This window comes from Streptomyces sp. NPDC023527 (assembly GCF_055560115.1).
This window is the reverse complement of record NZ_JBVHJJ010000003.1, coordinates 420,625-433,231: the sequence shown is the minus strand read 5'-3', so window position 1 is coordinate 433,231 and position 12,607 is coordinate 420,625. Positions and strand designations below refer to the sequence as shown.

Here is a 12,607-nt window from a genome sequence, read left to right as displayed (position 1 = left end):
CCGGCGGCCGAGCCACGTACCGAACCCCAGCGGGTGGCGACCCGTCACGCCCCCAGCGGATCCAGATGCAACGGCTGCACCCGCCCCTCCAGCATCGCCCCCAGCCCGACCACCGCGCAGACGTCCGGCCGGTCCGCGATCTGCACGATCAGCCCCGTCGCGTCGGCGATCATTCGGTCGAGGCCCGGGAGCAGCGCACTGCCGCCCGCGAGCATCACGCCCCGGTCCACGAGGTCGGCCACCAGGTCGGGCGGGCAGGCGCGCAGCACCCGCCCGATCGCGTCGAGCACACCCGTCAGCGGTGTGTGGATGGCCTCGCGGACATTGGCGGTGCTCACCATGACCGTACGGGACAGCCCCGTCGCCACGTCCCGGCCGCGGACCTCCGCGCCGTCCTCGACCGGGTCCGCGGACAGCGCCACGTGCAGCGGGTGCAGCCCCTGCGTGGGCAGCATCAGGCCGTGCCGGGTCCGCAGGTGCTGCACGACGGCGTAGTCGATCGCGTCGCCGCCCACCAGCACCTTCTCCGCCGCCACGATCGCGCCCAGGGACAGGACCGCGACCTGCGTGGCGGCCGCCCCGCAGACGATGATCATCGTGGCCTCGGGCTGTTCCACGGGCAGCCCGCACCCCACGGCGGCGGCCACGAGGGTGTCGACCAGCTCGACGCGGCGGGCGCCCAGGCCCGTCAGTGTCTCGATGGCGGCGCGCTGGGCGATGGGCTCGGCGTCGTGCGGCAGGCAGACGGCCGCGCGCAGCAGCGGCTTGCGCCGCCACGCCCGGCGGATCTTGTCCTGGACGAGGAAGCGCAGCATGCGCTGCGCCATGTCGATGTCGACGACCGTGCCGCCGGAGATGGGCCGTACGACGCGGATGTGCTTGGGCGTCCGGCCCGACATGCCCTCGGCGAGGGCACCGACCGCGATCAGCGAGCCGGTGCGGGTGTTGACCGCGGCGATGCTCGGCTCGTCGACGATCAGGCCGGTGTCCCTGACATAGACGCGAGTCCGCGCGGCCCCGAGGTCGACGGCGATGGTGCAACGACGGAGCTGCTCAAGACTGTGGGACAGCACAGCGGGTCCTCCCCTGGCCTGACGGAGCGGTCTCCGGGCCGCGTTGCGGCGGCCCTACGGGCCATCGTGCGGGGTCCGGCGGGTGGCTGCCCGCTGAACTGCGCCGCACGGGGGAGGCGTGGTGACGTGCCGTCAGCGCGTGCGGCGCGCGGGAGGGGCCGGGGGCGTCCGCCGGAGCGCTCAGGACGGCTGGTCCTTGGCGTCGGCGTAGCACTCCACGACCGCCGTGGTGAAGGGTATGCGCACCGGGTTCTCGCCGAAGCAGATGCGCCCCGCGCGGTCCGAGGCGGTGCGGATGGCGGCGGTGACGGCGGCGGCCTCGGCCTCGGGGCAGTGCACGATGACCTCGTCGTGCTGGAAGAAGACGAGCTCGGCGCGGAGCCCGGCGAGCTCCTGGCGCAGGGCCGCGAGCAGCGCCAGGGCCCAGTCGGCGGCGCTGCCCTGGACGACGAAATTGCGGGTGAAGCGGCCCCGGGCGCGGTCGGCGGGCGTGCTGCCGTAGGTGGCCGGAGCGTCGTCGTCCTGGGGGAGCCCCGCCTCGTCGGGGGCGGCCGCCGAGGCGGGCGGGCAGGTGCGGCCGAGCCAGGTCCGTACGAGCCGGCCCTCCTCGCCGGCGCGGGCCGCGTCGTCGACGTGGGCGACGGCGGCGGGGAAGCGGCGGCGCAGGTCGGCGAGGTGCTTGAGCCCGTCGCCGGAGGTCTGGCCGTAGACCGCGCCGAGCAGCGCGAGCTTGGCGCGCTCGCGGTCGCCGGAGAAGGCCCGGTCGGACAGGGCGGCGTACAGATCGCGCTCGCCGGCCGCGACCTCCATCAGCCCCCGGTCGCGGGAGACGGCGGCGAGGATGCGCGGTTCCATCTGGTCGGCGTCGGCGACGACGAGCCGCCAGCCGGGGTCGGCGATCACGGCCCGGCGGATGATCCGGGGGATCTGGAGGGCGCCTCCGCCGTTGGTGGTCCAGCGCCCGGAGACGGAGCCCGCCGGGATGTACTCGGGCCGGAAGCGGCCGTCCCGCACCCAGGTCTGGAGCCAGGACCAGCCGTGCGCGGTGTGCAGTCGGTAGAGCTTCTTATATAGGAGGAGAGGCTCGACGCCGGGGTGATCGATCCCCCGCAGCTCCCAGGCGCGGGTGGAGGACAGGGCGATGCCCTGCCGGGCGAAGGCCCTGATGATGTCGGCGGCCAGATCGGGCCGTACGCGCACGCCGTCGCCGAAGGCCCGGGACACCTCGTCGGCCAGCTCGACCAGGCGCCGGGGCTCCAGGCCGCCGGGATAGCGCTCGCCGAGCAGCTCGGTCAGCAGCGCACGGTGGACGTCGGCCCGCCAGGGCACACCCGTGCGGTTGAGCTCGGCGGCGACGAGCGTCCCCGCCGACTCCAGGGCGAGCAGCAGCCGCAGCCGGCCCGGGTGCGCGGTCGCGTCCGCACGGGCCAGCTGGTCGGCGTGGACCGCGATCACCGCGTCCAGCGGGTCGGTGCCCGGCGGCAGCGGCGCCGGACCCGGCTCGAACAGCGACGGCTGACCGCCGGCCGCCCGCGTGGGCGGATCGGCGGGTACGGGCAGGCCGTGCAGCCGCGCCCACGCTGCCGCCAGGGACCGGGGCTGCCCCGACTGCCCCTCGGCGTGGCCGATGAGCAGCGCCTCGGCCGCCTCGACGTCATGGCAGCGCTCGACGCGCACGCCTGCCGCGAGCAGCGCCGGATACGCCTCCGCGGTGGACCGCCACACCCACCGCTCGGCCTCCGGCCGGGACCGCACGGCCTCGGCCAGGCTGCCCGCGGATTCCACCGGCCCGGCCGGGGCACCCGAGGGGTCGACGGGGCGGAGACGAACACCCCCGTCGCCCGTCTCCGCCACCGCCCACCTCATGGCACAGAAGTCTGCCAGGGGGGTCTGACAACGCCCCTGACCTCGGACTTCGGCGCGCGGAGCGGCGGGGTCCGGCCTACGCTGACGGTATGAGCGATCCCCTGTCCTGGAAGGTCGCGGCGGACGTCGAGGGCAGACCCACGGAGCGGGCCTGCGCCCACATGGACGAGGCCCGCGAGGTGACCCCGAGCACGACGGAGGGCTGCGAGGACTGCCTGCGCATCGGCTCGACCTGGGTCCACCTCCGCGAGTGCCTGACGTGCGGCCACATCGCCTGCTGCGACAGCTCCCCGAACCGCCACGCCAGCGCCCACGCCCACACGCAACCCGGCCACGACCTCGCCCGATCCTTCGAACCGGGCGAGGACTGGGCCTGGTGCTACGCGGACCAGCTGCTGCTGTTGCCGGCGGGGAGGTAGCGGGTCCCGGCCCGATTGGCCGGACGCCGTGCCGTCGCAGCAGGCTCAGAAGTCGGGCCAGTCATCAGAGATCACGATCCGGGCGACGTAGATGCGTGGCCCGTCGTGCCCGGTTTCGGCCGCCCCTACGTGGTATTCGGCGATGCCGATGTTCCGGGCGAGTGGTGTCGAGAACCAGCCGGCCCGGGATGGCACCGGCCGGGCGAGCGGAGGGACGGGATGTTCACTTTCGCCCCAAGGTCTACGCGGTCCACCACGGCCGGACGTATCCGGCCGCTGCCAAGGCCGACGCGTCGGGCCTCATCGCCCTTACCACCGGGGATGACCGGCCTGAGGAGCTCGTCGCCGATCCTCGGGACCCGAGCGGCGAGCACTTCCTGGCCGCCCCGGAGCAGTTGGACGCCTGGTACCGGACCCACTGGACCTTCCGAACGCACGGCGAACCCTTCGACGCCGTTGGAACAGTAGACGGCTGGATCAAGGGCATCTACACAAGCAACAGCTACGGCTTCATCGCGCACAGCGCCGTTCTGACCCCGGAGACGGGCCCCGACGGGGTGCACACCCAGTACACGATCAAGGTGAGCCCCGACGGTGTCACCGACCTCGAACAGCACCGCACCGACCTACTGCCCAAGCAGTAGCCGAGGCCCCGGGGACCTTGGGCCATAAGTTCCCGCCGGAGCCCTGTTCCTCGACTCGCTGCCAGCAGGCTGAGCGGGGCCGGTGTTACGCGAACCGGGCGCTGCTGCTGGAGTTGACCGCTTTGACCTTGGCGCTGAGCAACTCGGCGCTGGTGGCGGCCCGGACGCCGTCCGGTGCGGCATCCCACTCCCGACCCCCGGTGGGCGGCCGCAGCTGGAGGTGCGGCCCTTCGTGCCCCATGACCTCACCGACTCTGTTCGTACGCACATCGACGACGAAGCTGCCGATGGCGGGGGTGGCTTGGCGCGCCTCGGCGGAGCAGGTGCAGGCGAGGAGAGGGGAGTGCGGCTTGAGGTCGATCCCGTGGGCGGTGGCCCATACGTAGACGGAGCAGGTGGGGGTTTGAGGGGTGGCGGGACGGATGGGGGCGGGGATGAGGGGCGCGGGGGCGGGTGGAGCGGGCGGACGGTGGACGAAAAGCGCCCTCGCCCGCGCGAAGAAGCGGGAGATACAGTCCTTCATGTCATGAGCTCCTGGAAGCTGGTGGCCACGCCCCCGGACCGGTCGGACGGTCGCGGGGGTCTTGTCGCGCTACACGCTAGACGCACTTGTAGCCACTTGTCCATGGTGAACCAGGGGTAGGCAGGGGTGGCCGTATCTATGTTCCCATGTCCGCTCATGCGTACAGTCATGAGTGTGATGGAGTTCGACCCGACCCGCCCCAAGTGGGAACAGATCGCCGATGTGATCCGGCAGCGCATCGCCAGTGGCGAATACCCGGTGAACCACATGCTCTCGGAGACGCGCTTGGAGCAGGAGTTCGAGGTAGCGCGAGGAACGATCCGAAAGGTCTCGGCAGCACTCCGCGCCGAGGGCCTGATCATCACGACTCGCGGCATGGGCTCGTTCGTGGCCGCTAAGTCGGCAGGGGAAGCGTCCTCCGACGAATCCTGATCGAACCCTGCCTGTGTCGGCGGGAGTTGTCCTACGGTTGGCGCCCATGGCGACCCCGCACCAACCCCGCCCCGTAGTCGACCCGACCAGAGTGGCCTACGCCTACATGCAGGTGGCTGATCACGTCGCCGCTCTGATCGAGGCGGGAATCCTGCCGCGCGGCGCCCGCCTGCCGGGTGAACGGGACCTGGCCACGGAATACGGCGTAGCCATCGGCACCGTGCGCCGCGCCACACGCGAGCTACGAGAGCGCGGAATGCTCGTCACCCTGCCCGCGAAGGGCACCTACGTGACGGGGTAGTGCCCGGCGGCGGAGCCGCCGACCACCGCTTGACTCTCCAGTGACGGGAGACCTCACCGTGGCGGACATGGACGACGGCACCCTCCTCCCCATCGGGGACCTCCTCCCCATCGGGGAGCTCGCCCGGCTGACCGGGCTTCCGGTCAAGACGATCCGGTTCTGGTCCGATGCCGGGGTCGTGCCGCCGACCGACCGCACACCCGCGGGCTACCGGCTGTACGGCCAGGACGCACTCGCGCGCCTCGGCCTCGTCCGTACGCTGCGCGACCTCGGGGTCGGGCTCGTCGACATCCGGCGCGTGCTGGAGCGCGAGATCACCGTCGCCGAGGTCGCGGCCGCGCACGCCGAGGCCCTGGAGGTGCAGATCCGCACCTTGCGGCTGCGCCGGGCCGTACTGCGAGCGGTAGCCGGACGCGGGTCCTCACCACAGGAGATGGAACTCATGCACAAGCTCGCGAATCTCTCCGAGCGGGAACGCCACCGCCTGATCCATGACTTCATCGACAACGCGTTCCAGGGGCTCGACATCGGCGGCGAGTTCATGACCATGATGCGCGGGTCCGTCCCGGTGCTCCCGGACGACCCCGCGCCCGAGCAGATCGCCGCCTGGGTGGAGCTGGCGGAACTCGTCCAGGACGAGGAGTTCCGCGCCGGCATGCGCCGGGCCGCCATGGACCAGATCCAGGCGAACGAGGACCTCGGGCGGCCCGACCCGCGGGACGCCCGGCGGTTGATCGAGCTGATGCGGGAGCGGACCGACGCGGCCAGGGAGGCCGGCATCGAGCCGGGCTCCGCCGCCGCCCGGCCGGTGATCGACGAACTGGTCGCCCGCCACGCGGAGATCGCCGGCCGCGAGGACGGCCCGGAGTTCCGGCAGTGGCTGCGGGAACGGCTGGAGATCGCCCACGACTCGCGGTACGGGCGGTACTGGCACCTCGTGGCCGTCGTCAACGGCTGGCCGCCGGCCCCCGGCATGGGCCCGGCACTGGAGTGGGTGATCGCCGGGCTGCGCGCCGCGCGCTGATCGAGCGGCGGCGGGGGCGCACGCGTCCCCGCCGCCGTGCCCGCCGAAACGATCCGCCCCGCCGATCCAGGGACCGGCGCGCGCCCGCTGTCGTATCGTCAATTCCGCGCTCGGCAAGGCGAAAGGCGAAGGGGGCGGGTCGTGCACCCGGCGAAGGAACGCATTGCGGCCGTATTCGGGCGCAATCAAGGAAGCGGATATCTCCTCACACCGAATCTCGTACTGACCGCCGCCCACGTCGTCGGTGACTGCGACACGCCCCGCGTGATCGTGCCCGGCGGCGTCGGGCAGGTGCGCTGCCGGGTGGTGTGGGCGCGGGACGACAACCGCCGGTGCGACGCCGCGCTGCTGGTCGCCGAGCGGGATCTCGTGGCCGAGGAGGAGGCCGAGGCGTTCGAGCCGCTGGTCTGGGGACGCGCGTACGACCTGAGGGTCTGGCCGGGAGCGCAAGCCATCGGCTTCCCGCACGTCCAGCGCGACGCGGCCGGTGAGCTCGACACCGAGCAGGTCACCGGCTCCCTCAAGCCGGGCAGCAATCTGCTCAGCGGCCGCCACGTGCTCGACAGCGACGGCGGCGCGCCCGAGCCGCCCGCCGACGGCGGGTCGCCGTGGGCGGGGATGTCCGGCGCGGCCGTCTTCGTGGACGGCCTGCTCGCGGGCGTGGTCTGCGCCGACCCGAACGGATGGCGGCACGGACGCCTGACGGTGACGCCGTCGGCGACGCTCTGGTCGGACTTCACCTTCCTCAGTGACTGCCTGCTGGCCGGGCACAAGCCGGAGTCGCGGTCGCTCGCCTCGCCCCGGCAGCTGGAGATCGAGGCGTTCGAGCGGAGATTGCGCGACTACATCGTCGAGAAGTCCGGCGAACTGACGATCATCGGGCTGACCCTCTCCGACGGCGAGGGCGAGACGTGGCCGCTCGACGCCGCCTATCTCAGCCTGGAACTGACCAACGCGGAGGCCGCCCGGCAGATGTCCGCCGACACCTTCGGGCTCGCCGCCGGCGAGGGCGCCGCCGGCTCCGTACCCTCGCCGAAGCGCGCGGAGGAGGCGCTCGCCGGACAGCGGCGGGTCCTGCTGCGCGGCGCGGCGGGTTCGGGCAAGACGACGCTGCTCCAGTGGCTCGCCACGATCACCGCGCGCGGCACGCTCGCTCCCGGCCTCGGCCACCTGAGCGGCTGCATGCCGCTGATGCTGCCGCTGCGGACCCTCATCCGGCGCGGTGAGCTGCCGCAGCCCGAGGAGTTCCTCGCCTCGGCGGCGGGCCCGCTCGCCGGGCTGCCCGCCGCGCGCGGCTGGGTGACCCGCAGGCTCACCGAGGGCACGGCACTCCTGCTGATCGACGGCGTGGACGAGGTGCCCGAGGCCGACCGGCGCCGCACCCTGACCTGGGTCAAGGACCTCCTCGCCGCGTATCCCGACGCCCGGTACGTGATCACCACCCGCCCCTCCGCCGTACGGGAGGGCTGGCTGGCGGACTCGGACTTCACCGAGCTGGAACTGCTGCCCATGAGCCGGGGCGACGTCACGGCCTTCATCGACCGCTGGCACGAGGCGGCCGGGGCGGCGAAGGACGAGCGACTGCGCGCCTTCCGCGACTCCCTCACCACGGCCGTCGTCGCCAAACGCGACCTCGGCATGCTGGCCACCAACCCCCTGATGTGCGCGCTGATCTGCGCCCTCAACCGCTCCCGGCGCGGGTATCTGCCGCACGGCCGCATGGAGCTGTACCGCGCGGCGCTGGAGCTGCTGCTCGTACGACGCGACCGCGAGCGGGAGATCGTCGTCGGACAGGACGGCCCGGAACTCGAACAGACCCAGCAGATCGCCCTCTTACAGAAGATCGCCTACTGGCTGATCCGCAACGGCCGCTCCGTGATCGAGTGGCACAAGGCCGTGGAGATCCTCGAACGGGCGCTCCCCGCGATGCCGACGGTGGCGGCGCGGGGCGACGCCGAGTCGATCCTGCGCTATCTGCTGCTGCGCAGCGGCCTGCTCCGCCGCCCGACCAGCGAGACCCTCGACTTCATCCACCGCACCTTCCAGGACTACCTGGGCGCCCGGGCCGCCGTGGAGGACTGGGACTTCGACGTCCTGGTCAGCCACGCCCACGACGACCAGTGGGACGACGTCCTGCGCATGGCGGTCGGCCACGCGCCACCGCGCGCCCGCGCGGAACTGCTGCGCCTGCTGCTGGAGCGCGGCGACCGCGAGGAGCCCCACCGGGCCCGCCTCCACCTGCTGGCGGCGGCCTGCCTCGAACACGCGACGGAGGTCGACTGGGAGGTCCGGACGAGGGTCGAGAAGGCGGCGGCCGAGCTCGTACCGCCGCGCGACCTGGAGTCGGCGAAGGAGCTGGCGGCGGCGGGCCATGTCGTCCTGGACCTGCTGCCGGGACCGGAGGGGCTGCCGGAGGAGGTGGCCCACGCGGTGGTGGTCGCGGCGACGACGGTGGCGGACGAGAAGGCGATCCCGCTGCTGTCCCGGTACGTCGACCACGCGTCGAGGCGGGTACGGGCCCAACTGGCCTGGGCGTGGGACCGCTTCGACACACGGCAGTACGCGGAGAAGGTGATCGGGAGGCTGGCCCACGAGGACATGGGGGAGGGGGCGCTGGACTTCGTGGTGAAGTCACGCGAGCACGTGACGGCGCTGAAGGAGCTGGGCGGCCGGCCCCGTGTGCAGGTCCGGGGACTCTTCCGCGCCGACGACTTGGCCGACCTGGACACTCCGGCGCTCAAGGGGCTGATCCTGCACTCCGTCGAGGGGGCGTGGGAGGCGCCGCTGCCGTTGGGGATCACGTATCTGAACACGGGCGGTGAGATGAGCGGCGTCCCGCTTCCGAGGATGAGCCACCATCCCTGTCTGGAGTCGATTCTGTTCAATTGCCGTGTCGATCTGCGGGAACTCGCCCTGGAGACCGTCCCCCGGCTCAGAACACTGGGCGCCCGCATGCAGGACCTGAGGGCGTTGAATTCCGTACGGCCGACACCTCAGGTGGAGCGGCTGTACCTGACCTGGGCCTCACATCTGGAGGGTCTCCAGTACGTGCCGAAGACCTACCCCGGTCTCAGGGAGCTGATCGTGATCAGCCCGCCCGAGACGGCCGAGCCACTCGACCTGGAGCCCCTCCGAGCCCTTGGGCCGATCACGATCGACATCGTCCATTCCGGCCCGGTCCTCCACCGGGAGCTGCTCCCCGAGGGCACCCGGCTGACGGTCCAGGCTCCAAAAACGGCGACCCCTCCCTGATCAGGAGCGAACGTGGCCTTCCGCGGCCGCTGATGCGCATGAGGTGCAACCACTGCGCGTCACTGCGGCGTCATGGGTTGACGTCGAGCACCCTCACCGGCTGCCCCTTCCATCGGCTTGGCACGGTCGTGGCGATGAACGCGCCGTTCGGTCGTTCAGGCATCGGCTCCGCCGCGTACCGGGTGTGCGCGACCGCCCAGCTGGTCTCACGCGCGACGGCCAAGGCGGCCGGCAGATCCAGGTCAAGGACGGTGATGCCGGGAAGCGAGGCCAGATGCTCGGCGGTGCCGGGGCGGGCCGTACGTCACCCCTCCACCACCTCCCCCCAAACCCCCCGAATCGCCTCCGCCACCCCGCTCGCCGTCAGCGGCGCAGCACCCAGCGACCGTGCCGCCAGACCGTGCAGATACGCCCCCACGGACGCCGCGTCGCGCCCCGTCAGCCCCGACGCCAGCAGCGCCCCCGTGAGCCCCGACAGCACGTCGCCGCTTCCCGCCGTCGCCAGCCAGGGCGTGCCCGTCGGGTTGACCAGTACCGCGTGGTGGCCGTGGGCGATCACGGTCGTGGAGCCCTTCAGCAGGGCCGTCACGCCGTAGCGCTGGGCCAGGGCGCGGGCGGAGGTCAGGCGGGTCGCCTCCACGTGGGGGCGGGCCACGCCGAGCAGCGCCGCCGCCTCGCCGGCGTGCGGGGTCAGGACCGTCTCCGCGCCGCGGGCGCCCACCGCCTCCGGGGTCACCAGGCGCAGGCCGTCCGCGTCGACGAGGACCGGTACGTCCGAGGCCAGCACGTCGTCCAGGGCCCGGCGGGCCGCCGCGTCGTCGCCGACGCCGGGGCCCACGACCCACGCCTGGACGCGCCCGGCCTTCGACGGCGGGCCCTCGGAGACGAGCGTCTCGGGGAAGCGGGCGACGACCGCGTCCGCCGCGGGGCCGACGTAGCGGACCGCGCCCGCGCCGCCGTGCAGCGCGCCCGCCACCGCCAGGAGCGCCGCACCGGGATAGCGGGCCGAGCCCGCCACGACGCCCACCACGCCCCGCCGGTACTTGTCGCTCTCCGCCTGCGGACGCGGCAGCAGCGCCGCGACGTCCGCGTGCTGGAGCGCCTCCGCGTCGGGCTTGCGGGGCAGGAAGGGGCCGAGCCCGATGTCGATCAGGCGCAGCGCGCCCGCGTGCTCGCGGGCCGGGTCGACGAGGAGGCCGGGCTTGTACGCGCCGAAGGTCACCGTCGCGTCCGCCCGCACTGCCGACCCGCGCACCTCGCCGCTGTCCGCGTCGACGCCGCTCGGCAGGTCCACGGAGACGATCAGGGCCCGCTCCGTCCTCGCGGCCTTCACCAGCGCGTCCGCCTCCGCCCGCAGCCCGCCCTTGCCGCCGATGCCGACGATGCCGTCGACGACGAGGTCGGCCCGGCGTACGGCCCGGTCCTCCGCCTCCGCCGAGGCCACCCGCCCGCCCGCTCGCCGCAGCGCGGCCAGCCCGCCCGCGTGGGCCCGCTCGGGGGCCAGCAGCACCGCCGTCACCCCGGCGCCCCGCCGGGCCAGCCGCGCGCCGGCGTACAGCGCGTCGCCGCCGTTGTCGCCGCTGCCGACGAGCAGCGCCACCCGTGAGCCGTAGACGCGGCCGAGCAGGTCCGCGCAGGCCGCCGCGAGCCCGGCGGCCGCCCGCTGCATCAGGGCGCCCTGGGGGAGCTGTGCCATCAGGGCGCGCTCGGCGGCCCGTACGGTCTCGACGCTGTAGGCAGTCCTCATGCCCACCAGTGTCACGGTCGTACGGCCCGCGCGCCGCTGAAATGCCCGACGGGCCGACACCCCTGCCCGCCCACCCCTCACCCCCATACCGATCGTCCTGAGACACTGGCGGGGATGAACGAGACACCGATGCGCGCCCGTGCCCTGGTCGACCTGGCCGCTCTGCGAGCCAACGTCCGTGTGCTGCGCGCCCGCGCGCCCAAGGCTCAGCTGATGGCCGTGGTCAAGGCGGACGCCTACGGCCACGGCGCGGTGCCCTGTGCCCGCGCGGCCCGGCAGGCCGGCGCGGCGTGGATCGGTACGGCCACCCCGCAGGAGGCGCTCGCGCTGCGCGCGGCGGGCGACACGGGCCGGATGCTGTGCTGGCTGTGGACGCCGGGCGGGCCGTGGCGGGAGGCCGTCGAGGCCGGTATCGACGTGACGGCGAGTGGTGTGTGGGCCGTCGAGGAGGTCCGCGAGGCGGCCCGCGCGGCCGGCCGCACCGCCCGCGTCCAGCTGAAGATCGACACCGGTCTCGGCCGCAACGGCTGCCAGCCCGACGACTGGCCGGAACTGATCGCCGCCGCCCGCGCCGCCGAGGACGAGGGCCTCATCCGCGTCACCGGCCTCTGGTCGCACTTCGCGTGCGCGGACGAGCCCGGCCACCCCTCCATCCAGGCGCAGCTGCGGGTCTTCGAGGACGCGCTGGCCTACGCGGAGCGGCAGGGCATCGACCCGGAGGTGCGGCACATAGCCAACTCCCCGGCCACCCTCACGCTCCCCGAGACCCACTTCGACCTCGTACGGACCGGGGTCGCGATCTACGGCGTCTCGCCGAGCCCCGAGCTCGGCACCCCCGAGGACCTCGGCCTCAAGCCGGTCATGACGCTCTCCGCGTCCCTCGCCTCCGTCAAGCGGGTGCCGGGCGGCCACGGTGTCTCGTACGGGCATCACTACCTCACCCCCGGGCCCACTACCCTCGCCCTCGTTCCCGTCGGTTACGCGGACGGCATCCCGCGTGCGGCGTCCGGCACGGGGCCGGTGCTGATCGGCGGGAAGTGGCGGACGGTCGCGGGCCGGGTGGCCATGGACCAGTTCGTCGTCGACCTGGGCGGGGACACCGCGCACGTCGGCGAGGAGGCGGTGCTGTTCGGGCCGGGCGACCGGGGCGAGCCGACCGCCGAGGACTGGGCGCGGGCCACGGGAACCATCGCCTATGAGGTCGTCACACGCATCTCCCAGCGCGTCCCGCGCGTCTATGTGGGGGAGAGCGACGAGAGCGTGAACGCGGACGCCGGCGGGAACGCGGACGTGAACACGCACGTGGACGAGCAGGAGAGCTAGGAC

General features: G+C 73.4%; 11 protein-coding genes and 1 pseudogene. 7 read left to right on the top strand and 5 right to left on the bottom strand.

Going from position 1 to position 12,607, the window contains the following annotated elements; all coding sequences use genetic code 11:
• Positions 1-44 precede the first annotated feature (44 nt).
• Together ACZ303_RS08935 and ACZ303_RS08930 are read right to left on the bottom strand one after the other, a co-directional pair.
• Entirely contained in the window at positions 45-1,070 is a 1,026-nt protein-coding gene (locus tag ACZ303_RS08935) for a rod shape-determining protein (protein ID WP_467336711.1), read from the bottom strand.
• A 183-nt stretch (positions 1,071-1,253) separates the two neighbouring features.
• The gene (locus tag ACZ303_RS08930; protein WP_467336584.1) at positions 1,254-2,939 is read right to left on the bottom strand and encodes a bifunctional 3'-5' exonuclease/DNA polymerase; all 1,686 of its coding nucleotides are present in this window, start codon (positions 2,937-2,939) and stop codon (positions 1,254-1,256) included.
• Between the two features lie 89 nt (positions 2,940-3,028).
• Here ACZ303_RS08930 and ACZ303_RS08925 point away from each other — a divergent pair, with 89 nt between their 5' ends.
• Both ACZ303_RS08925 and ACZ303_RS08920 read left to right on the top strand, forming a co-directional pair.
• Positions 3,029-3,358, top strand: coding sequence for a UBP-type zinc finger domain-containing protein (locus ACZ303_RS08925; RefSeq protein WP_467336582.1), 330 nt, complete (start codon positions 3,029-3,031; stop codon positions 3,356-3,358).
• Positions 3,359-3,546: 188 nt separating this feature from the next.
• Positions 3,547-4,002 carry a hypothetical protein gene (locus tag ACZ303_RS08920; protein ID WP_467336580.1) on the top strand — a complete coding sequence of 152 codons (456 nt, stop codon included), beginning with the start codon at positions 3,547-3,549 and terminating at the stop codon, positions 4,000-4,002.
• 85 nt (positions 4,003-4,087) lie between these two features.
• Here ACZ303_RS08920 and ACZ303_RS08915 read toward each other — a convergent pair whose 3' ends face one another.
• Positions 4,088-4,291, bottom strand: coding sequence for a hypothetical protein (locus tag ACZ303_RS08915; RefSeq protein ID WP_467336709.1), 204 nt, complete (start codon positions 4,289-4,291; stop codon positions 4,088-4,090).
• Between the two features lie 411 nt (positions 4,292-4,702).
• Between ACZ303_RS08915 and ACZ303_RS08910 the strand changes: the two genes are divergently transcribed.
• From ACZ303_RS08910 to ACZ303_RS08895, 4 genes are all read left to right on the top strand, one after another.
• Positions 4,703-4,957 (top strand): GntR family transcriptional regulator, encoded by a 255-nt coding sequence (locus ACZ303_RS08910; protein ID WP_467336707.1) that lies wholly within the window; start codon positions 4,703-4,705, stop codon positions 4,955-4,957.
• A gap of 46 nt (positions 4,958-5,003) precedes the next feature.
• Complete coding sequence (locus ACZ303_RS08905) at positions 5,004-5,258, top strand: winged helix-turn-helix domain-containing protein (RefSeq protein ID WP_467336578.1); 255 nt, start codon at positions 5,004-5,006, stop codon at positions 5,256-5,258.
• A 67-nt stretch (positions 5,259-5,325) separates the two neighbouring features.
• Positions 5,326-6,282 (top strand): helix-turn-helix domain-containing protein, encoded by a 957-nt coding sequence (locus tag ACZ303_RS08900; RefSeq protein WP_467336576.1) that lies wholly within the window; start codon positions 5,326-5,328, stop codon positions 6,280-6,282.
• Positions 6,283-6,423: 141 nt separating this feature from the next.
• Complete coding sequence (locus ACZ303_RS08895; protein WP_467336574.1) at positions 6,424-9,534, top strand: NACHT domain-containing protein; 3,111 nt, start codon at positions 6,424-6,426, stop codon at positions 9,532-9,534.
• A 70-nt stretch (positions 9,535-9,604) separates the two neighbouring features.
• Here ACZ303_RS08895 and ACZ303_RS08890 read toward each other — a convergent pair.
• Positions 9,605-9,832 (bottom strand): annotated as a pseudogene (locus tag ACZ303_RS08890) (PIN domain-containing protein); the annotation flags it as partial.
• A 6-nt stretch (positions 9,833-9,838) separates the two neighbouring features.
• Positions 9,839-11,281 (bottom strand): NAD(P)H-hydrate dehydratase, encoded by a 1,443-nt coding sequence (locus ACZ303_RS08885; RefSeq protein WP_467336572.1) that lies wholly within the window; start codon positions 11,279-11,281, stop codon positions 9,839-9,841.
• A 114-nt stretch (positions 11,282-11,395) separates the two neighbouring features.
• On the opposite strand from ACZ303_RS08885, the gene alr reads away from it, so the two are divergent.
• Positions 11,396-12,604, top strand: a complete 1,209-nt coding sequence (gene alr, locus ACZ303_RS08880; protein ID WP_467336570.1) for an alanine racemase — start codon at positions 11,396-11,398, stop codon at positions 12,602-12,604.
• Positions 12,605-12,607 lie beyond the last annotated feature (3 nt).